The organism is Ligilactobacillus salivarius DSM 20555 = ATCC 11741 (assembly GCF_001435955.1).
Classification (GTDB): domain Bacteria; phylum Bacillota; class Bacilli; order Lactobacillales; family Lactobacillaceae; genus Ligilactobacillus; species Ligilactobacillus salivarius.
Window position 1 is genome coordinate 110,142 of sequence record NZ_AYYT01000002.1, and the last position, 20,947, is coordinate 131,088.

Sequence of the window (20,947 nt, forward strand, 5' to 3'; positions counted from 1 at the left end):
TAAAGTTTCCAGCTAAACACGAACATTATTACGAATATTAGGCTATTAGTTTGACATATATTTTAAAATACGTTATTATATCTTATGTTTTGTGGTTATTTCTTAATTAATACCGTAAATTATTTAATAGAGCGAGGTTTTATTATGCCAGTTTTTGATTATGAAGATATCCAATTAGTTCCAAATAAATGTATTGTTAAGAGTAGATCTGAAGTAAATACAAAAGTTAAATTTGGACCTATGACTTTTAAAATACCTGTAGTCCCTGCTAATATGCAGACTATTATTGATGAAAATCTTGCTGTTTGGTTAGCTAAGAACGGTTATTTCTATATTATGCACCGTTTTTATGAAAATGAACGTGTTGATTTTGTTAAAAATATGCACGACAAAGGTCTTTTTGCTTCAATTTCTGTTGGAGTAAAACCTGCTGAATATGATTTAATCGATGAATTATCTCAAAAGAATTTAGTTCCTGAATATATTACTATTGATATTGCTCATGGACATTCAGATACCGTCATTAATATGATTAAGCATATTAAGCATAAATTACCTGGTGTTTTCGTTATTGCTGGAAATGTTGGTACTCCTGAAGCTGTTCGTGAATTAGAAAATGCTGGAGCTGATGCTACTAAAGTTGGAATTGGACCAGGTAAAGCTTGCATCACTAAATTAAAAACTGGCTTTGGAACTGGTGGATGGCAATTAGCTGCTATTCGTGCATGTGCTAAGGCTGCTAGCAAACCAATCGTTGCTGACGGTGGTATTAGAAATAATGGTGATATTGCCAAATCAATTCGCTTTGGTGCTTCAATGTGTATGATTGGCTCCCTTTTTGCCGGACATGATGAAACTCCTGGTGATATTATTGAAAAAGATGGCAAGAAGTTCAAAACTTATTTTGGATCTGCTTCTCAATATCAAAAAGGCGAATATAAAAATGTCGAAGGTAAAAAATTACTTCTACCATATAAAGGAAAAATAGCCGATACACTTCGTGAAATGCAAGAGGATTTACAATCTGCTATTTCTTATGCTGGTGGTAAAGAATTATTAGCTCTTAGAAAAGTTGACTATGTAATTGTTAAAAATTCTATTTACAACGGTGATATGTTGTAATTACTTTAAAAGATTGTTTTTATAACAATCTTTTTTATTTTGTAACAATATCCTAAAAAACCCTAGTTTTGGCCATTATTTCCGAACTTAATTGATATAAATTATATTTATCTTATAGAATTCTTAACAAAAACATGATTTTTTATTAAAGTTGTGGTAAATTAATATATGGCATATAGAATATAGGAGTTGATTATAAGATTATGAAAAAGAATAAAGTTTTTCGACTTTCTTTAGGTTGGCAAATCATTTTAGGCTTAGTCATCGGTGTCATTCTCGGTGTCGTTTTTGCTGATAATAAGAAGTTTATTGCTTTTGCCAACGGTTTAGGTTCAACTTTCATCAATATGATTTCAATGATTGTTCTTCCTATTGTTGTCTCTAGTTTAATTGTCGGGATCTCTAATATGGGAGATATTAAAAAATTAGGTAAAATTGGCTTAAAGACATTAATCTATTTTGAAGTTTTATCTACAATTGCATTTATTGTTGGGATGGTTATTTCTAATTTTTCTCATCTTGGATATATGCTTGATCTAAGTCAATTATCTCATGTTGATATTTCTACTTACGTAAAGACTGCTAAATCTGCTGCTCATAATGGTTTAGGTTCAATACTTATGTCTATTGTTCCTTCTAACTTTTTTGACGCATTAGCTACAGGACAAATGCTACCTGTTATTTTCTTCTCATCCCTATTTGGTTTAGGAATTGCTGCAATCGGTGAAAAAGGGAAAATATTAATTACTTTCTTACAAGCCGTTGCTGAAGTTATGTTCAAAATAACTGGTTGGATTATGCATTTTGCTCCATTTGGTGTTGCCGGTTTAATTGGTGCTACTGTTGCCCAACTTGGTTTAGCTTCATTAAAACCATTGGCACTCTTTATCATAATGGCATATATCACTATGATATTCTTTATTTTAGTAGTATTAGGTATCACTTCTCGTATTTTTGGTTTCAGAATCATGGATCAATTAATCGTTGTTAAAGATGAACTAATTTTAGCTTTCACAACTGCTAGTTCAGAAGTTACCCTACCTCGTTTGATGCAAAAGACACAAAAACTTGGTGTTGACCAAGCTATTAGTTCATTTGTTATTCCAACTGGTTATACATTTAACCTTGATGGTTCAGCAATTTATCAATCACTTGCTGCTATCTTTTTAGCTCAAGCATATCATGTTCACTTATCAATTAGTCAACAAATTACTTTGCTTTTAGTTTTAATGATTACTTCTAAAGGTATGGCTGGTGTTCCAGGTGCTTCATTCGTTGTTTTATTAGCAACTGTATCTTCAATTGGTGTTCCAGTCTCTGGCTTAGCCTTGATCGCCGGTATTGACCGTCTTGTTGATATGGGACGTACTGCAGTTAACGTTGCAGGTAATGTTACTGCTACTCTAGTTATTGGTAAATCTGAAAACGAATTTGATCAAGCTAAGCATGATGCTTACGTAGCAAGTTTTAGAAATAAATAGTTATTTAAAATTAATATTTTCTATAATCAAAAATGGCAATCCAAAAATTATGGACTGCCATTTTTTACTATAATTGAATTTGCTTAAATTCTAACTTTTCTGCTGCTTCGAGTGAAATTGTAGCAGGAACTATATTAGGAAGAACTTCCTTTAACTTAATTAATTCATCTGTACTATCATTATCAGTATAAACACGTGAGATTTGTTTTTTCTCAACCCACTCTGCAATTTTTTCTAACTGATCATTCGTGAATTGAATATTACTTAAATTAATAGTTCCTTCCATTCCACCACAAGCTGCTAAAAATTGATCTGCAGTTTCAACATCGAAACTACCATCTTCATTTAATGCTAAGAACTCTATACTATCTGCTCCTAATGCTTGTGCTTCAAAAATATCTGCTTCTAAAGCTTTAATTTCAATATCTGAGTATTGATAAGAAGTTTCAGTTGGAATGTTAATTACAATATTAACTGATACATCATGTTCATGAGCATACTTGATAGCTTCTGCCATAAATCCTTTACTAACAGTTGCTTCATGATTTTTTAAAGTAACACGATGAGTACCTTGTTTTATAACATTGACTAATTCTGATAATGAATTAACTCGTGTATCTTTGAAAATCAAAACAAATTCCTCCCTATTTTACAAAATGAACGCAAACACCCTCTGGAACTGGAATGTCTGTTTGCAATAGTTCCAGTTTACCAGAAGTTTCATTTCTTGCAAACAAAGATGCAATTGTTGAATTTTGATGAGCAACAACTATAAATCTCTCACTATTATCAAGCGCAAAATCGCGTGGAAAATCTCCATTTGTTGAAATAGTTTGAATAAGTTTCAAAATACCATCTTCTTCAACTTCAAATACTGCGATAGAATTATGCCCCCTATTAGAAACATACACAAACCTATCATCAGAAGAAATACGTATAGCCGCTACCCCATTATGCTTTGTCCAGTCTACAGGTATAGTTGATACTATCTGAATAAGTTTCAAAATACCATTATTATATTCCAATACGGCTACTTCACTTGATAATTCTCCTGCTAAATATGCTAATTTACCATCATTGGAAAATACAATGTGTCTAGGGCCAAAACCTTCAGGAGTTTGAAAAGCTGCTATTTCAGAAATCTTACCTTCTTCTGATACATCATATGTGTGAACCTTATCGTCACCTAAATCAATAGTTATCAATTTATTATCAGGTGTTAAATCTGCATAATGAGCATGTGATTTATCTTGTTCTGGACGCGGACCTTTTCCTTCATAAGTAACGGAATCTTTTAATGTTAAAGTATTATCATTTTCTAGGCGATATACTTCAACTAAACCTTTGTGATAATTTGCAGTATACACCAACTTACGCTGACCATCATAGCTTACATAACAAGGAGATGCACCATCAGCTAATTTTTGATCAACTAAAACAGGTTTAGGCGTTGTAAGATTATAACTTGCAACTCCTCCTTGCCCCTGATCATTTCCAGCAATTGTCAACAAAGTTCCACTATCAGTTGTTGTAAGATATGTAGGACTTACAATACCATCAATAAATAATTCTAAATCTCTAATTTCTTTTTTCTCAGTATCTAATTTGGCTTGATAAATACCCTTACTGTTATTTCTGGTATAAGTTCCAAAATATATTTTTTCAAGCATGAAAAAGCCTCCTTGTAATAGTTTACATTGTTAAGTATAACATATCACATAAACCTAATTATGTTCCATTGCTCTTATTTCATAATCTAACATCTTCTGTGTTATAATTGCTTTATTCTTTAAAATGGAGTTGAGTAAATTTTGTTTAAAGCAAATGTTGTAAGTATTGGTGAAAATGCAATCAGTGATACAGAACCTATTATCATTTTATTTGGTGAAAATTCTGTAACTGACAACCTAGAAAAAGTATCCGTTGTTCAGAGATTTGAAAATGTCCAATCTGCAGATATAACCATCAATAATGAAATTAAAATTGATGATCAAGTTTATACTGTAAAATTTAAGGGAGATTTAGTTGATAGTAACTTTTCTATGTTAGGACATGTTACTCTATACTTCACTGAAGTACCTGATGAACCTCAAAATAATGCTATCTATTTATCTCCTGAAAAAATGCCATCCATCCACGTTGGTTCTACAATTGAATATTAAACTAACAGGATGCTAGAAAAGCAACTTTTCAAGTGAAACTATAAAAAAACATCAATAGTAAAAAGCGCTAGAAATCAACGTTTTCAATAACGTGGTTTCTAGCGCTTTAAGTTTCGAGACTTTTTATCTCTTATTCATTTACACCCATTTCAGCTTCTACAACGTCTGCAATTTCCATTACATAGTCATGCACTAATTCTTGAGTTTTAGCTTCAGCCATTACTCTAAGTAAGTCTTCTGTTCCACTTGGTCTTACTAAGACACGACCATCGCCAGCCATTTTTTCTTCAACTTTAGCGATAGCTTCTTTAATCTTTTCATTATCTAAAGCTGCTTTTTTATCAGTAACTTTAATATTTACTAATTCTTGTGGATATGTCTTAACTTCAGCTGCTAATTCTGATAACTTCTTACCAGTTTGCTTGATTACATTTAATAATTGAAGTGCGGTTAACATTCCGTCACCAGTTGTATTGAAGTCTAAGAATACAACGTGTCCTGATTGTTCCCCACCAACGTTATATCCATCTTTTCTCATTGCTTCTACAACGTATCTATCGCCAACTTTAGTTTGAACAGAATTAAGATTATTTTCTTTCATTGCTTTGTACAAACCAATATTACTCATAACAGTTGTTACAATTGTGTCTTTCTTCAAGCGTCCACGTTCACTCAAGTACTTACCACAAATAAACATAATCTTATCGCCATCAACGATTTCACCATTTTCGTCAACAGCAATACATCTATCGCCATCACCATCAAAAGCTACACCAACTTGTGCACCCTTTTCTACAACAAATTTTGCTAATGCTTCTGGATGAGTAGAACCTACTCCCTTATTGATATTAAGTCCATCTGGATTTGTTGCCATTGTATCAAAATCTGCGCCCAAATCTGCAAACAAACGTGATACCAATGCACTTGTAGATCCATTAGCTCCATCAACAGCAATGTGCATTCCTTCTAAATCATCAGGAATTGTTTGTTCTAAGAATTGTGTATATTTCAAAGCACCTTCACGATAATCACTTAGAGTACCTAAACCTTCTGCAGAAGGACGTGGTAAAGTATCTTCATCGCTTTCTAGTAATGCTTCAATTTCTTCTTCTTTTTCATCAGATAATTTATAACCATCGCTACCGAAGAATTTTATTCCGTTATCTTGTACAGGATTGTGTGATGCAGAAATCATAATTCCGGCATCAGCATCTTGTAATCTTACTAAATAAGCTACCCCAGGTGTTGTCATAACTCCTAAAGAAAATACTTCAATTCCCACTGATAAAAGACCAGCAATAAGAGCTTGTTCAAGCATTTGTCCAGAAATACGTGTATCTCTTGCAACTAATACACGTGCTGGTTTATTAGAAGCATGTTGAGTTAAAACATATCCTCCACAACGACCTAGCTTAAATGCTAATTCTGGGCTCAATGTTTCGTTTGCAATTCCTCTAACACCATCAGTTCCAAAATACTTCATATTAAAAAATCCTCACATTCAAATTAATTATTACTTTCAGATGATTTCTCACTATTCGAGCTACTTACACTTATATTTGAGCTAGTTTTACTGCTATCATCTTCAGTTTTATCATTATTCAAACTATTATCTATTTTATTAGTCTGCGATACATCTACAGAACTTTCATTATTATCTCCACTTGCAGTAATAGTTACTGAAATTGTAGCTGGAGAAATACTTGCAATTCCACTAATTGTTGATTGTAATTGAATTGTTCTTGTTACAGAACTAGTTACACCTTCTACTGACACAGGCACCGTTAATGTTGAAACCTTGCTCAAAGCTTGTTTTGTTCCATGTAACACAACTGTTTTTGTATCTGTTGATATCGAGTAACTTCGATTTTTGTCTCCATCGCTTTGAACTAAATTCAAGCTCACTTTTTTACTTGAACTAGCTTCAAAAACCGGAATCGTTACACGAACTGTTTCAGGATCAAAAACTACATCTAAGCTTTTACCCTTTTTATCCAAAGCTTGTAGTAGAACAGATCGTACTACATCATTCTTAGTTCCACTTGGGATATTAACATTTGCCACAACAATTTCGACATTTTTTACATCATTTTTAGCACCTGTAACTCGAACCGTTTGATTATTCATAGTTACACTACCAGTTGCATATCCACTTGCTACATTACTTGAATTATAGCGTGCTTGAACTGGGAAAGTTTTTGTAGCTTTCTTACTAATTTTAACCTTAACAGTTTGTGGATCTATCTTAGCTGACACTTCTTTGCTCAGCCCAGATTGAGATAAAGTTATTGTATGTTTACCATACCCTTTACCAGTTAAATCGGCATACACCTCAAAATTACGTGTATTGTTAATAGCTGTGACAATTGCGCTTGGCCCAATTATTCTAACCTTTACCTTATCTGGTAATCCTGCCACAAATTCAGTATCTTTTGCTCCCTTAACTTTTAATGGCATCTCAATAACAATTGACTTCTCATTTGTACTTGTTGTTAATGTATGTCCTGTAGACTGTCCTGATGTTAACTGATCTGCATTAACATAGAAAAAAAGAAAAAGAGCAAAAATTAGAGCAACAATTCGGTAGAAAAATTTTGTATTAAAGTACTTTGATAATTTCAATGTTTTCTACCTCCTTTAAAACTCTTAGCAAATCCATCTACAAATTTAGTTAAGATATTATCATTCTTAACTTCTTGCTTAGGAATAAGTTCATTTCTTAAAAGCTTAAGGTAGTCATTTTGAGTTAAATCCCTTAATAATTCACTATTTTTGGTAATTGTAACTCCACCAGTTTCTTCAGATACAACAATCGTCAAAGCATCCGTTACTTCACTAATTCCCACAGCTGCTCGATGACGTGTTCCTAAAGCTTTAGGAATAAGATTACTTTCAGATAATGGTAAGTATGCTGCGGCTACCGCAATCTTGTTATCTTTGATAATAACAGCTCCATCATGAAGAGGCGTATTAGGAATAAAAATATTTATTAGTAATGCACCTGTTATATCTGCATCCAATTTTATCCCTGTTTCAATATAATCTTCTAAACCTGTATTCATTTGGATTGTTATCAACGCCCCAATTCTTCGTTTAGACATATATTGAATAGCCTGATCGAGAGCTTTTACCATCTTCTCTTCTTCAGCACCTTGCTTACGGTTATGGACAAATGTTCCACGCCCTAAATGTTCTAGACCTCGCCGAATTTCAGGCTGAAAAATAATGATAATTGCAATAATTCCCCAATTAATAACTTGGTCCATTATCCAAGATACAGTTGATAATCCAATATACCAGCTTAGTAACTTGATAATTACGATTACTACAATTCCTTTAAAGAGTTGAACTGCCTTTGTTCCTCGAAGAAGCATCATCAACTTATAAATAGCATACCAAACAACTGCAACATCTAATAAGTTTATCAAATGTTGTGTAGTTATCAAGTTGCTCCAATCAAAAGGCATAAATATCCCTCCTTGGTCTTTCAATATTATATCACGTTAACCAATTGAAAAATCTATTTTATTAAAAATAATCCTATACTTTTCGAATTACAATTAACAACATTTGGAATATAATGTTACTTAGAAGACTTTAACTTTAAAATCTTTATAAAGTAAATAATTTGTTCACATTATAGACAAATATATTTGTTAGAATGTTAGTTAAAGAGAATTGGAAAAGTGGTGAATTTTTATGCCTACTAAATTAAAATGGTTCATTCGAACAATCTTTGTTTTATTTATGATTTACATTTATATAGCTGATTATAGCCGCGGAACTTTTTTTAGTTTCTTACTTTTAAATACATTTTTAGGATATATCCCTGTTGAATTAGCGATGCATATTAACGAAAAACAAAATCCTGTTATTTTTTGGCTTTTATTTTTCTTCTGGTTATTATTCTATCCCAATGCACCTTATGTCTTAACAGACTTGTTCCATTTAGCACGTTTTAATCCGTACGACCCTACAACAGGTCTTATGACTTTAAGATTAAAAATGTGGCTAGAATTTACTAATTTAATTTCAAGTGCTCTAGGTTGTACATTGATGGGATTATGGAGTTTTGATCACTTTATTAATGTTATTGCTATTCGTTGGAATAAACGTTCAATTCCTTTCAGAATATCATTGGCCTTTATTTTGACAATTCTTTCCTCAATTGGAATTTATGTTGGCAGATTTTTAAGACTTCATTCAGCTTACCTCTTCACTAGTCCTAAATGGGTGGTTGATTTATTAATAGGTATGTGGAATGCTAGAATGTTAACCTTCGTTATCTTTATGACAATAATTCAATTAATTGTCTGGGCTTCTGTGGCTATTGGACGTCACTCAATTTATTTATATGCAAAACAAAATAATTTAGAAATATAAGAGGCTGAAAAAAGTCTCAATACTTAAAAGCCGCTAGAAATCACATTGCTAAAATCGTTGATTCCTAGCGGTTTTTAATATAACTATTTTCTAAAATTCATCTGAAAATATAGTTTTTTCCAGCCTCTCTTATTTTTAATCTTCACCAATTATCCTAACTTCTGTTTCTAATTCAACATCAAATTTTTCCTTCACAACTGCTTGGACATGATGAATAACATCTAAATAATCTTTACCAGTACCATTACCAATATTCACAATAAATCCAGCATGCTTTTTAGATACTTGAACACCGCCTACTGTATATCCTTGCAATCCTGAGTCATGTACTAATTTACCTGTAAAATGCCCTGCTGGACGTTTAAATACACTACCACAAGATGGATACTCTAGAGGTTGTTTTGAAGCTCTTAAAAAGCTAAGTTCTTCCATTCTCTCCCTAATTTTCTTTATATCACCATGTTCTAGTTTAAAGGTTGCAGCAACTACAATATCATCTTCACTTTGTAAACGACTATGGCGATAACCAAAGTCTAACTCATCTACAGTATAAGTTTTGTATTCACCATTACGAGTTAATAACTTAACAGATTCAACAATGTTTTTTATTTCCCCACCGTAAGCTCCAGCGTTCATAAATATTGCTCCACCAATACTACCAGGAATTCCTGACGCAAACTCCATTCCGGTTAGACTGTGCTTAGCTGCTACACGGGTTGTTCCTATCAAAGAAGCTCCTGCTTGTGCTGTGACTTTTGTTCCATCAACGGTTATCTGATTTAGATGTTGCAAAATTACGACTAGACCTCTAATTCCACCATCTTTAACAATTAAATTGCTTGCATTTCCTAAAATTGTCAAAGGTACATTATTTTTTTTAGCAATTTTAATTAATTTTTCAGTTTCTTCAATACTGTCAGGAAAAGCTAATACGTCAGCTTTTCCTCCTGTTTTTGTATTTGTATATTTCTTTAATTCTTCATCAAATTTAACATTTAAATCCAAAAACAATTCTCTTAAATCATTTGTTGTCATTTTATTCCCTCGTTATTAAATAGTTTCATTTTTAATTCTAACATACTATAGCTAGATTATAATTGTAAATCTAGTTATTAATATATTATTCGCTTTTTAAGTCTAAAATTGTTAGACTAGATATATCTATAAAACAGAAGGTGATTTTTTGAATTTCGTAGCAATTGACTTTGAAACAGCCAATCCTAAAAGATATAGTGCCTGTTCTTTAGCACTAACTGTTGTTAAAAATAATCAAATTGCCGATCAATTTTATTCTTTAATCAAGCCTGATACTGATTTTTCTTGGAGAAATATTCAAGTCCATGGAATTACAGAAAAACAAGTACAAAATGCACCTAGTTTTCCTGAACTCTGGCCACATATTCAAAATTTCTTTACACCTAACAATCTAATTGTTGCTCATAATGCAAGTTTTGATTCCAGTGTTTTATTAAGAACACTAGAACATTATGATATCACCCTGCCACATTATCAACTATTAGATACACTTAGAACTAGTAAGAAATTTTTCAAAGATTTTGAGAATCACAAGCTTGATACAATTTGTAATAACTTAAACATCGATTTAAAGCATCATCATAATGCTTTATTTGATAGTACTGCTTGTGCTGAAATTTTACTTTACCAAGCTAATCTTTTTGGTGAAGATCAGTTACAACCATTCATTAAAATAAAATAAATCAAAAGCACTGTAAAGATCTGACTTCTGTACATAATCAGATCCTACAGTGCTTTTATTAGCATCAAATATTATAACTCCGCTAGCAATTCTTGATAACGTTCCCCTTTAGCCTCAATTACTATCTTTCTCTGATCATCATTTTGTTCATCTTTAATGATATGGATAATCAAATATTCATTAGGTAATTCATCATCAATAAATTGTGACCACTCAACAACACTTACACCGTCACCGTTAAAATATTCATCTAATCCAATATCATCAGCACTGGCATCCTCTAAACGATAAACATCCATATGATACAGTGGTAATCTACCTTCATGATATTCTCTAACGATTGTAAATGTTGGACTTTTTACATTTTTCTTAATTCCCAGTCCTAAAGCGAGCCCCTTAGTGAAAGTTGTTTTACCAGCACCTAAGTCTCCATCTAGTAAAATAATATCTTGAGGCTTTAAAAATTGAGCTATCTTTCTTGCTAACTTTTCTGTATCTTCTGCTTTTTTACTTATTATTTCCATGTTTTACATCAAAGCTTGAGCTGCTGTAATAATTGCAACCTTATAGACATCTTCTTCAACAGAACCTCTTGATAAATCTGATACAGGTTTATTTAAACCTTGAAGAACAGGTCCAATTGCTTCTAATCCTCCTAATCTTTGTGCAATTTTATATCCAATATTTCCAGATTGTAACTCTGGGAATACAAAGACATTAGCATGTCCTGCAACTTCTGATTCTGGTGCCTTTTGTTTAGCAACAACTGGTACAAAAGCTGCATCAAATTGTAGTTCTCCATCAATCTTTTCATTAGGTGCTAATTCTTTAGCTAATTTTACTGCTTCTTGAACTTTTGTTACTTCATCTGACTTAGCTGAACCCATTGTAGAGAAACTTAGCATTGCAACTTGTGGATCAATATCAAAAATTTTAGCAGTGTTTGCACTTTCCACAGCAATTTCAGCTAATTCTTGTGCACCTGGATTAATGTTGATAGCGCAATCTGCAAATAAATATCTTTCGTCACCTTTAACCATTACAAAAGCACCACTTGTTCTACTTACTCCTGGCTTTGTTTTAATTATTTGTAATGCTGGGCGTACTGTATCCCCTGTTGAATGAATAGCACCTGAAACTAAGCCATCAGCTTTATCCATGTAAACTAACATTGTTCCAAAATAATTTACATCGCGTAACATTGTTTCTGCTTGTTCTTTAGTATTTTTACCTTTTCTGCGTTCAACAAAAGCTTCTACCATTTCAGCAAATTTATCTTCAGGGTAAGTATTTGGATCAATTAATTCAATATCTCCTAAATCTACTCCTTCATTTTCCGCATTTTGCTTAATTTCATCAACTTTTCCTAACAAAATAGGAACTACTAAACCGTCATTCTTCAATCGAATAGCTGCACGAAAAATACGTGGTTCTTGTCCTTCTGGGAATACTATTGTTTTGTTTGCTCCTGCAACTTTTTGCTTTAAGTTATCAAATAAATCCATTTAAAACACCTCTAAAATTAAATTAAGGTTAATTTACTTTTCTGTCAATTCTACTTTCTCTGGTAATTGCCAATCTATCGGCGTTTCACCTAATGCTTCTAGAGCAGCGTTAGTTTTTGAAAACGGACGAGATCCAAAAAATCCCCTGTTAGCAGAAAGAGGACTAGGATGTGGAGATTCAATAATGATATTCTTCTTTCTATCAATCAAAGCTGACTTTTTTCTAGCAGCAGCTCCCCACAATATAAAAACAACTGGCATTGGTCTTTCTGAGAGCTTTTTAATCGCTTCATCCGTCAATTTTTCCCAACCTTTTCCTTGATGAGAAAATGCCTGTCCATTTCTAACTGTTAAAACTGAATTTAACATTAAAACACCCTGCTTAGCCCATTTTTCAAGATAACCATGATTAACAGGTTTTATTCCTAAATCGGAGTATAACTCCTTGTAGATATTCCGTAATGAAGGTGGAATAGCCACACCTGGTAACACAGAAAAACTTAACCCATGAGCTTGATTAGGGCCATGATAAGGATCTTGTCCTAAAATGACAACTTTTACCTTTGAAAATGGCGTCCATTCAAAGGCTTCGTATATATGGTACATATCTGGGTGAATATACTGCGTTTTATATTCATTTTTTAAAAAATTATGCAATTCTGTATAATAAGGTTTCTCAAATTCTGGACCTAATACTTCTTGCCAATCATTGTGTATAAACGTTTTCAACATGAACACCTCGCTTTCTATTCTATCATAAATTTATTTAAAGATTAATCACTATCACTAAATTCTTAGTCTCTAAAATTTACTTTTCTTTACTATATCATGGTAAACTAGTAGTATAAAGTTTTTAGGGAGGCTTCCTTTATGATACAAATAATCGCTTCAGATATGGACGGTACACTTTTAAATGACAAAATGGTAATTTCTAAACGAAATGCCGATGCTATTAAAGAAGCACAAAAAAATGGGGTTCACTTCATTGTTTCCTCTGGTCGTGGATATAATGAAATCAAGCCTTTAATTGAGGCTGCTGACTTCAATAGTCCTATGATTACACTTAACGGTGCTGAAGTTTTAGATGAAAATGGAAAAGTTTTAAGTTCTTCTCCTCTACCTAAAATTACTGCTAAAAAAATCATTCGTTTATTACGAAAAAAAGGACTCTACGCTGAAGTAATCACTTCAAAGGGGATTTACTCTGATAACAAAGCTAAAAGAATCGAAAACTTTGCTGAACTTTTAACTCGAGTTAGTCCTGATACTCCATATAAGTTAGCTGTTATCATGGCTTCTAATCGTCTAGAACTTATGAATATCAATTATACTGACGACTATATGGAACTTATAGATGAAAAGCACACTAAAGTTTTCAAAATTGTTGCCTTTAGTTCTGAAGGTAAAAAAGTCTTAGATCCTATTCGTGATGAAATCAGTCAAAATTCTGAACTTGTTGTAACCTCTTCTTCTGAATCTAACATTGAAATTAATCATGTTAATGCTCAGAAAGGAATTGCTTTACAAGCATATGCTGACTATTTAAATATACCTATGGATAATGTCATGGCAATTGGCGACAATAACAATGATGTTTCTATGTTAAAAGTCGCTGGAATGAGTTATGCAATGGAAAATGGCTCTAACGAAGTTAAAATGTTAGCTAAAAGGATAGCTGACACTAATACCTCTGACGGTGTTGGTAAGGCTATTGAAGAAGTTCTTAGAGAAAATCAAGAACACTAATTAATCTTATAATTAGCGTATGATTGGGGGTGATTCAAATTCGTAAGTTATATACACGCCGAGATATGTTTGAAATTGGAACTCAACTTACTTTTAGAGACTCAGACAAAAAAATTATCTACTTTCTTTCGGGTCATCTTGGCGGACACCAAGGTCGAATAAATCTTTTTGATATTCAAGGAAAGTTATTAGCTGAAGCTCGTCAAAAATCTCTAGGTTTTTTCCCAAAATTTATATTTTTGGAAGATGGCCATTATGCTGGTTCTCTTAGAAGGTATTATGGTATTAATCATGATATGTTATTCGTAAAAAAGTTAAATTGGTTTATTTTTGGTAATCTCTTTACTTTTAACTATAAGGTTTTTAAGGGTAGAGACTGCATTATGAAAATTCATGAAGTAACTCTTCCAGACGGCGGTAATTATTTAGAATTTGAAATCTCCCATAAAGAATATGAACCGTTATGTTTATGCATCGCTTCAATTTTAGACTATTGGGCTAAAATGCGTAATCCTTCACGTTCTAAGCAAACTGAACTAAATAATAATCTTAACGTTAATTATTCATAAAAAAACTCGTTGAACAAATGCTCAACGAGTTTTTTCTATCCATAATTCTTCAAAGTTCTTCTTATTTCTCTTTCTTGATCACGACGTTTTATTGTCTCACGCTTGTCATAGACATGTTTACCCTGTGCGATACCTATCAATACTTTGGCAAATCCATTTTTGATATATACTTTCAAAGGTACTATCGTAATCCCTTTTTTCTGAGTTTCTTCACTTAAATGTTTAATCTCTTTTTTGTGTAATAATAACTTTCTATTTCTTAAAGGATCATGATTAAAAATATTTCCTTGATCGTATAAAGAAATATGAACATTCATTAGCCAAACTTCACCATTTTTAACTTGCGCAAAACCGTCTTTTAAATTAATTCGGCTAGCACGTACAGATTTTATTTCTGTCCCAGTTAAAGCAATTCCAGCCTCATAAGTTTCTAAAATATTATAATCATGGCGTGCTTTACGATTTTGTGCTAAAGCATTATCTTTAGGCTTACTTTTTGCCACTTATCTCACACCCTTATCAATAAACTTATCTTGAACGTCGACCTTTCTTATTAGAGTGATTAAATCTATTTTTATTACCATTTTTGTAGAAAGGCTTTTGTCCACCTTTAAAGTTTTTCTTATCTTTACCATGGTACTTTTTATTGCCATGTGAACGTTTTTTATCCTTATCTTTAAAACGACGTTTATTATTATCACGTGGTTTTAATTCAGGTAATTCAACACCCTCTAATAAATCAGACTTAGGAATGTCTTTGACACCCTCTAATTTAAAGTCTATCTCTTTTTGTTCGACATTAACATTAATTAGCTTAACTTCAATTGGTTGTCCAATCTTAAATGTTCGTTTAGAATGACGACCAACTAATGCCATTTGTTTCTCAAGGAATACGTAATAGTCATCTTTCATTTCACTAATATGAATTAAACCTTCTACAGTATTCTCAAGCGCAATAAACATTCCAAATTTTGTAACTGAGCTAACTACAGCTGGGAATGTTTCTCCAACTCTATCAGCCATAAATTCAGCCTTCTTCATTGCATCAGTATCACGTTCAGCGTCAATTGCTTGTCTTTCCATTTGTGAACTGTGAAGTGTAATTTCGTCTAATTTGTCACGATACTTTTCTTGAACCTGTTCAGATGTACCATTTTCTTTATAGTATCTAATCAAACGATGTACCATCAGGTCAGGATAACGTCTAATTGGGGAAGTAAAGTGCGTATAATCTTTGGCTGCTAAACCAAAATGTCCTAATGGATCAGGTGAGTATTTAGCTTGTTGCATAGAACGAAGCAACATTGTTGACACCATTGCTTCTTCTGGCTTACCTGCTACCTTCTTCAAGATATTTTGTAACATCTTAGGTTTAACATCATTACTTCTACCAGTAACTTCTATTCCTAAGCTATTAAGAGCTTCAAAGAATGTTGTTATTTTTTCTGGAGTTGGTGTTTCATGAATACGGTATACAAATGGTACATGTAATTTATTATAGTGAGCCGCAACAGTTTCATTAGCTGCTAACATGAATGACTCAACCATTCTTTCACTAGTTCCACGTTCACGTAATTCAATATCAATTGGATGTCCTAATTCATCTACAATGATTTTTGCTTCAGGGGCATCAAAATCAATTGCGCCACGACGTTTTCTCATTTTAACTAAAATCTTATGTAATTCAGCCATGTCTTTAAACATAGGTACTAAATCTGCATAACGTTCTTTAGTTTTTTCATCATCAGATTCTAAAATTTTATTGATTGCCTTATATGTCATTCTTTCAGTTGATTTAATGACACTTGGGAAAATTTTATGATTTACAACTTCTCCATCAGCATTAATTTCCATTTCACATGTCATTGCTAAACGTTCTACATGTGGATTTAAAGAACATATACCATTAGATAATTTAGGAGGTAACATTGGAATAACTCTGTCTGTTAAATAAACAGAAGTACCTCGTTCAAAAGCCTCTTTATCTAGAGGTGTTTTAGGTTTTACATAATGTGAAACATCAGCAATATGTACACCTAAATGATAATTCCCATTAGGAAGTTTCCAAACATTTACAGCATCATCCAAGTCCTTAGATTCTATACTATCAATAGTAACAAGATCTTGATCAGTTAAGTCTACACGACCAACCTTTTCTTCTTCTGTAACATAGTCTGGAATCTTAGAAATTTGTTCTAACACTTCTTCTGGAAATTCAGTTGGAATATTGTGTTGGTATACAATTTCTAAAATATCCATTCCTGGATCGTTAACATTACCAATAACTTTAACAGCTACTGCCTTGATTATATTTGGTAATGTCTGTGTAGGATAGGAAGTAATATCAGCTAAAATAACTTCCCCAGGTACTGGATGTAGTCCCTTTTCTTCAATAAAGCACTTGATATTAGATAATTTTTTATCTTTTAAATGTACTGTTCCAATATATCCATCTGGCATGATTTCATCTGGATCAACACGAAATTCCCCAACAACTTGTGTTAGAGCATGATCAATAATTTCGATAACCTTACCTTCAGGACGCTTGCTAATTTCAGGATCTCCTTCACTGATCATTTCGACTACAACGCGGTCGCCGTTCAATGCAGCTAAAGTTTGTGTAGGACTAATAAAGAAATCATCCAATTCTTCATCATCTACTGATACAAAGCCAAATCCTCTATCATTAGCGTGAAAGACTCCCTCAAAAGTCTTAGGACTTTCTTTTACTATTAAACTAAATGTATCATCTTCAGATAATTTTATTTGCTTATTATGTTCTAAATCTGCTAAAGCTTGTACTACAAATTTGAATTGACCTGCTCCTTCCATGTCAAGAACTTTAACTAAATCTTGAACTTGGAATTTTTTTTGTGGTTCAGCTTCAAAAATTTGTAATAGCTTTTCTTGTAATTTTTCTTTATCCATTTAATTCCTCGTCATTTATTAAATAATTTGTATAGAAAAACCCCCTGTAAATTAACAGGAGGTTTATAGTAATTAGTGAGATGACAAATAAACCAATGCCAAACCTATCACAAAAAATAAAATTCCTAAAATTGTTGTTACTTTTTGCATAAACGCTTCAAATCCACGTGGTTTTTGCTTACTAAATAACTCACTTGAACCGCCTGAAAGAGCAGTTGAAGCATTATCATTTTTAGCAGGCTGCATCATCACAGCGATAATTATTAATATTGAGATAATAACTAATAATGTTAATAACACATTATACAAAAGGAAAACCTCCTTTTCCTTATACAGTAATACATATACTCTAATTTAACATATCTTTACTAGTTTTTCCAGTTGGAAATGTCATTAGCAATATGTCCAATTTTTCTTGCCACTTCTGCACGATGAGCATCTCCAGTCTCAATTACAAGAGTATCACCACTTCTAATTAGTGTATCACCATGTGGGATTGTTTGTTTTTCCCCACGTTGAATTGCCACTAATAAACATTCTTTAGGCCATGTTATATCTCTAACTTGTTTGTCTTGTAAATATGAACCTGCAAATACAGGAATTTCTAATTGATCTGTAAACTCATCTGGATGTGGTGTATAACGTTTAAGAGATTTTTCTAACAACGCTTCGTAAATTGGACGTCCACGTAATAAATCAACAACTGTATATGCTGTTAGTGATACGACTGCTAATGGCATTAAATGATGCAAAGAACCTACCATCTCAGTAATTAAGAGAATTGCCGTAAATGGTGCTTTCCCTATACAAGCAAAATAACCTGCCATGGCATAAATAATACAGTCAACAATATATTTATCTGGCAATAAGCCAAAATGAGCTGCAACAACTCCATATAAAGCTCCTAGAGTAGCTCCAATTGTCAAAATAGGCAAGAAAATTCCACCAGGCAATCCACTACCGTAAGATAAAGTAGAAAATAGTAATCTTAATAAGAAGATACCTAAAAGTAGCCATACCGTCGGAATATTACCACCTATTTCAAGAATTAAACTATTACCTCCACCTAAAGTGTCTGGTAAAAAGTACCCTAAAGGAAATAATAATATTATGGGAATTATTGCTAACCAATTACTAGGGATAAATTTAAATAATTTATAGAATCTATCAATATTTAAGGTTAAGTATTGATAAACATATCCTAAGAGTCCTAAAAAAATTCCCAATAATACTAAATGGATATAATAATGAATGGGAAAAGCTAATTTATAAGACATATGTAATACTGGTGTTAAACCAAAAAAATTTAAAGAAACAAAATTAGCTGCAATTGCCGCTGCTAAAGAAGTTGTCCAAACTAATGGAGAAAAATTATGATAAACTTCTTCAAGAATAAATAATGTTGATGCAATTGGTGCATTAAAAGCTGCAGATAATCCTGCTGAAGCCCCTCCAGCAATTAAAATTCTTCTACCAGAACCGCGATGATTTGTTCTTTCAGCTATCCCCTGTCCTACTGCTGCTCCTAATTGAATTGATGGACCTTCACGCCCTAAAAATAGGCCTATTCCGATACTTAAAATTCCACCAACCCATTTACGCCAAAGAACAGACCACCAGTTCATTTCCAATTCTCCAGCAAGTTGTCCTTCGACTTGAGGAATACCTGATCCCTTAATATTTGGTTCATCCTTAATGAATTTAGAATTAGCTATTAAAGATACCAACATTATAATTGCTAAAATTATAAAATAGATTGAATTATTATGGGCTTGCATAAACAAAAACTTGATAAATACTAAAAATTTTTCAATTAATAGTCGAAATAAACTAACTACAATTCCTACTGCCGCTCCAACTAATAATCCTTTAACTATAAATATAAATCTACTCGTATCAAATTTCATTTTAATTCCCTTCAAAATAAAAATTTAATAATGTTATAAATTTAATTATATACTATTTCAAATACAATCTAAATGCTTAATATTTCAACATCACCATAAAAAAATACAGAATCAATCTATAAATTATTGTAAATTGATCCTGTACTTTCTATATATTCTATTAAATTTAATACTATCTATTAATAACTTTTTACATTATTTCCGACTCTCAATCTAACTAAATACACTATTATTAATATTGCTAAATTGAAAATTATAGCAATTAAAAATAGATTTCTATATCCAAAACCTTCAATAACCAATCCGCCAAATAAAGGGGCAATTGCTCTTCCAGCACTACCAAATGAATTAACTAACCCAAGATATTTACCCTTAACTTCATTTGGTGTCAGTTGATTAATGATAACTGGAACTTGAGGAAAGGCTAAAGCTTCCCCAAATGTTAGTAATATCATTGCTACGACAAATAAATAATATTGTTTAGCAAAAAATAAAACTACAAAAGATAATGCAAAAGTAAATATACCAAAATAAATTGGAATATAATTATTCTTTATTAAATGTCTTAATCTAACAATAAAAATTTGAATTACTAATATTAATCCTGCATTGATAGTCCATAAAACACTATAATAACGAAATGGTATCCCTAAACTTGTAATATATACTGAAACATTACTTCCCCATTGTTGATACATTGTCCAAGTCACCAACAACATCGCAAACAAACTATAGATTAAATACATGTTTATTTTTGGTAAAACAACCTTAACTTTACTATGTTTATGAGTACTACCATGTATATTTTCGTACTTCAATGCACGAAATCCTATCATTACAACTAACAAAAAGCCAAAACTAATTAGCATAGCAGCTATAAATGGCAACTTTATATTCCAATCATACAAGAACCCTACAGTTGAAGATCCGATAACAATTCCAAGATTTTGGATAAAATAAATCATATTAAACACATAATTACCGTCATATTTCTTCAATATCGCACCTAATGCACTTATTAAAGTTCCATTCCATCCTGCACTTAATCCTAAAAAGAATAGACAAATAGAAAACGGTAAAGCCTGGTGGAAAAATACTAAAACAACTAGGGATAAGGTTGTAACTCCTCCGCCTAATAACAATAAATAATATGGATTCAATTTATCAAATCCTAATCCACCAAATATATTTCCAATTACACTAGCCAAAGAATTAAAAAATAACACTAAGCCCACCAGTGCTAGTGAAATATGTAAATTATCGTGCAAATAAACACTTGTTAATGGCCAAATAAAACTCATTTCAAAGCTAGTACAAAAAGAGCCTAGCAATACAGCGAATAAAGATATTTCTTTTTTCAAAAAATCTCCACCCCTCTACAAGAAAATACAGTCAAACCTCCTTGTTCAACTGTATCCTTAATTAAT

21 protein-coding genes are annotated in these 20,947 nt (G+C 32.1%); 7 read left to right on the forward strand and 14 right to left on the reverse strand.

Annotation, left to right across the window (positions count from 1 at the left end; translation table 11 throughout):
* The first annotated feature begins 144 nt into the window (after positions 1-144).
* Together FC55_RS01710 and FC55_RS01715 are read left to right on the forward strand one after the other, a co-directional pair.
* Positions 145-1,122, forward strand: coding sequence for a GMP reductase (locus tag FC55_RS01710; protein ID WP_003700584.1), 978 nt, complete (start codon positions 145-147; stop codon positions 1,120-1,122).
* 203 nt (positions 1,123-1,325) lie between these two features.
* Positions 1,326-2,603, forward strand: coding sequence for a cation:dicarboxylate symporter family transporter (locus FC55_RS01715; RefSeq protein WP_003700585.1), 1,278 nt, complete (start codon positions 1,326-1,328; stop codon positions 2,601-2,603).
* A gap of 67 nt (positions 2,604-2,670) precedes the next feature.
* Here the strand turns inward: FC55_RS01715 and FC55_RS01720 are convergent, their stop codons facing one another.
* The gene (locus FC55_RS01720) at positions 2,671-3,234 is read right to left on the reverse strand and encodes a copper homeostasis protein CutC (RefSeq protein WP_003700586.1); all 564 of its coding nucleotides are present in this window, start codon (positions 3,232-3,234) and stop codon (positions 2,671-2,673) included.
* Between the two features lie 13 nt (positions 3,235-3,247).
* The gene (locus tag FC55_RS01725) at positions 3,248-4,273 is read right to left on the reverse strand and encodes a lactonase family protein (RefSeq protein ID WP_003700587.1); all 1,026 of its coding nucleotides are present in this window, start codon (positions 4,271-4,273) and stop codon (positions 3,248-3,250) included.
* A 141-nt stretch (positions 4,274-4,414) separates the two neighbouring features.
* Here FC55_RS01725 and FC55_RS01730 point away from each other — a divergent pair, with 141 nt between their 5' ends.
* A complete protein-coding gene (locus FC55_RS01730; protein WP_003700588.1) occupies positions 4,415-4,765 on the forward strand; it encodes a PTS glucitol/sorbitol transporter subunit IIA in 351 nt (116 codons plus the stop codon).
* 130 nt (positions 4,766-4,895) lie between these two features.
* Here FC55_RS01730 and glmM read toward each other — a convergent pair whose 3' ends face one another.
* Genes glmM through cdaA form a run of 3 tightly spaced genes read right to left on the reverse strand, consistent with a single transcriptional unit; the run spans position 4,896 to position 8,232 of the window.
* Positions 4,896-6,248, reverse strand: coding sequence for a phosphoglucosamine mutase (gene glmM / locus FC55_RS01735; RefSeq protein WP_003700589.1), 1,353 nt, complete (start codon positions 6,246-6,248; stop codon positions 4,896-4,898).
* A 23-nt stretch (positions 6,249-6,271) separates the two neighbouring features.
* Entirely contained in the window at positions 6,272-7,387 is a 1,116-nt protein-coding gene (locus FC55_RS01740) for a CdaR family protein (RefSeq protein ID WP_003700590.1), read from the reverse strand.
* Positions 7,384-8,232, reverse strand: coding sequence for a diadenylate cyclase CdaA (gene cdaA, locus FC55_RS01745; protein WP_011476186.1), 849 nt, complete (start codon positions 8,230-8,232; stop codon positions 7,384-7,386). Before cdaA ends, FC55_RS01740 begins: the two co-directional genes overlap by 4 nt.
* Positions 8,233-8,464: 232 nt before the next feature.
* Between cdaA and FC55_RS01750 the strand changes: the two genes are divergently transcribed.
* Positions 8,465-9,148, forward strand: a complete 684-nt coding sequence (locus tag FC55_RS01750; RefSeq protein ID WP_003700593.1) for a DUF1361 domain-containing protein — start codon at positions 8,465-8,467, stop codon at positions 9,146-9,148.
* Positions 9,149-9,283: 135 nt separating this feature from the next.
* Here FC55_RS01750 and murB read toward each other — a convergent pair whose 3' ends face one another.
* The gene (gene murB / locus FC55_RS01755) at positions 9,284-10,183 is read right to left on the reverse strand and encodes a UDP-N-acetylmuramate dehydrogenase (protein WP_003700595.1); all 900 of its coding nucleotides are present in this window, start codon (positions 10,181-10,183) and stop codon (positions 9,284-9,286) included.
* A 148-nt stretch (positions 10,184-10,331) separates the two neighbouring features.
* Between murB and FC55_RS01760 the strand changes: the two genes are divergently transcribed.
* Positions 10,332-10,865 (forward strand): 3'-5' exonuclease, encoded by a 534-nt coding sequence (locus FC55_RS01760; RefSeq protein WP_003700597.1) that lies wholly within the window; start codon positions 10,332-10,334, stop codon positions 10,863-10,865.
* A 71-nt stretch (positions 10,866-10,936) separates the two neighbouring features.
* Here FC55_RS01760 and tsaE read toward each other — a convergent pair whose 3' ends face one another.
* Genes tsaE through FC55_RS01775 form a run of 3 tightly spaced genes read right to left on the reverse strand, consistent with a single transcriptional unit; the run spans position 10,937 to position 13,102 of the window.
* Positions 10,937-11,389, reverse strand: a complete 453-nt coding sequence (tsaE, locus tag FC55_RS01765; protein WP_003700599.1) for a tRNA (adenosine(37)-N6)-threonylcarbamoyltransferase complex ATPase subunit type 1 TsaE — start codon at positions 11,387-11,389, stop codon at positions 10,937-10,939.
* A 3-nt stretch (positions 11,390-11,392) separates the two neighbouring features.
* On the reverse strand, positions 11,393-12,370 hold the full coding sequence (gene pta, locus FC55_RS01770; protein WP_003700600.1) for a phosphate acetyltransferase: 978 nt from the start codon (positions 12,368-12,370) through the stop codon (positions 11,393-11,395).
* 33 nt (positions 12,371-12,403) lie between these two features.
* Entirely contained in the window at positions 12,404-13,102 is a 699-nt protein-coding gene (locus tag FC55_RS01775) for a uracil-DNA glycosylase (RefSeq protein WP_003700601.1), read from the reverse strand.
* 138 nt (positions 13,103-13,240) lie between these two features.
* Between FC55_RS01775 and FC55_RS01780 the strand changes: the two genes are divergently transcribed.
* Both FC55_RS01780 and FC55_RS01785 read left to right on the forward strand, forming a co-directional pair.
* Positions 13,241-14,116, forward strand: coding sequence for a Cof-type HAD-IIB family hydrolase (locus tag FC55_RS01780; protein WP_003700602.1), 876 nt, complete (start codon positions 13,241-13,243; stop codon positions 14,114-14,116).
* Between the two features lie 65 nt (positions 14,117-14,181).
* Positions 14,182-14,685 (forward strand): LURP-one-related/scramblase family protein, encoded by a 504-nt coding sequence (locus FC55_RS01785; RefSeq protein ID WP_003700603.1) that lies wholly within the window; start codon positions 14,182-14,184, stop codon positions 14,683-14,685.
* A gap of 35 nt (positions 14,686-14,720) precedes the next feature.
* Here FC55_RS01785 and smpB read toward each other — a convergent pair whose 3' ends face one another.
* The 5 genes from smpB to FC55_RS01810 all read right to left on the reverse strand — a co-directional run bounded on the left by smpB (position 14,721) and on the right by FC55_RS01810 (position 20,881).
* Positions 14,721-15,188, reverse strand: a complete 468-nt coding sequence (smpB, locus tag FC55_RS01790; protein WP_003700605.1) for an SsrA-binding protein SmpB — start codon at positions 15,186-15,188, stop codon at positions 14,721-14,723.
* 25 nt (positions 15,189-15,213) lie between these two features.
* On the reverse strand, positions 15,214-17,613 hold the full coding sequence (gene rnr, locus FC55_RS01795; RefSeq protein WP_003700606.1) for a ribonuclease R: 2,400 nt from the start codon (positions 17,611-17,613) through the stop codon (positions 15,214-15,216).
* Between the two features lie 72 nt (positions 17,614-17,685).
* Positions 17,686-17,922 carry a preprotein translocase subunit SecG gene (gene secG / locus FC55_RS01800; RefSeq protein WP_003700607.1) on the reverse strand — a complete coding sequence of 79 codons (237 nt, stop codon included), beginning with the start codon at positions 17,920-17,922 and terminating at the stop codon, positions 17,686-17,688.
* A 59-nt stretch (positions 17,923-17,981) separates the two neighbouring features.
* Positions 17,982-19,520: a ClC family H(+)/Cl(-) exchange transporter gene (locus FC55_RS01805; protein ID WP_003700608.1), complete on the reverse strand. Its 1,539-nt coding sequence runs from the start codon at positions 19,518-19,520 to the stop codon at positions 17,982-17,984.
* 179 nt (positions 19,521-19,699) lie between these two features.
* Positions 19,700-20,881, reverse strand: coding sequence for an MFS transporter (locus FC55_RS01810; RefSeq protein ID WP_011476192.1), 1,182 nt, complete (start codon positions 20,879-20,881; stop codon positions 19,700-19,702).
* Between the last annotated feature and the right edge of the window lie 66 nt (positions 20,882-20,947).

Bases quoted from the DNA above. Each gene is read 5' to 3' on its own strand.
- FC55_RS01725 (WP_003700587.1), bottom strand. From the start codon at position 4,273: ATGCTTGAAAAAATATATTTTGGAACTTATACCAGAAATAACAGTAAG.
- FC55_RS01715 (WP_003700585.1), top strand. From the start codon at position 1,326: ATGAAAAAGAATAAAGTTTTTCGACTTTCTTTAGGTTGGCAAATCATT.
- FC55_RS01805 (WP_003700608.1), bottom strand. From the start codon at position 19,520: ATGAAATTTGATACGAGTAGATTTATATTTATAGTTAAAGGATTATTA.
- murB (WP_003700595.1), bottom strand. From the start codon at position 10,183: ATGACAACAAATGATTTAAGAGAATTGTTTTTGGATTTAAATGTTAAA.
- FC55_RS01775 (WP_003700601.1), bottom strand. From the start codon at position 13,102: ATGTTGAAAACGTTTATACACAATGATTGGCAAGAAGTATTAGGTCCA.
- tsaE (WP_003700599.1), bottom strand. From the start codon at position 11,389: ATGGAAATAATAAGTAAAAAAGCAGAAGATACAGAAAAGTTAGCAAGA.
- FC55_RS01780 (WP_003700602.1), top strand. From the start codon at position 13,241: ATGATACAAATAATCGCTTCAGATATGGACGGTACACTTTTAAATGAC.
- rnr (WP_003700606.1), bottom strand. From the start codon at position 17,613: ATGGATAAAGAAAAATTACAAGAAAAGCTATTACAAATTTTTGAAGCT.
- FC55_RS01710 (WP_003700584.1), top strand. From the start codon at position 145: ATGCCAGTTTTTGATTATGAAGATATCCAATTAGTTCCAAATAAATGT.
- FC55_RS01785 (WP_003700603.1), top strand. From the start codon at position 14,182: ATGTTTGAAATTGGAACTCAACTTACTTTTAGAGACTCAGACAAAAAA.
- pta (WP_003700600.1), bottom strand. From the start codon at position 12,370: ATGGATTTATTTGATAACTTAAAGCAAAAAGTTGCAGGAGCAAACAAA.
- glmM (WP_003700589.1), bottom strand. From the start codon at position 6,248: ATGAAGTATTTTGGAACTGATGGTGTTAGAGGAATTGCAAACGAAACA.
- FC55_RS01750 (WP_003700593.1), top strand. From the start codon at position 8,465: ATGCCTACTAAATTAAAATGGTTCATTCGAACAATCTTTGTTTTATTT.
- cdaA (WP_011476186.1), bottom strand. From the start codon at position 8,232: ATGCCTTTTGATTGGAGCAACTTGATAACTACACAACATTTGATAAAC.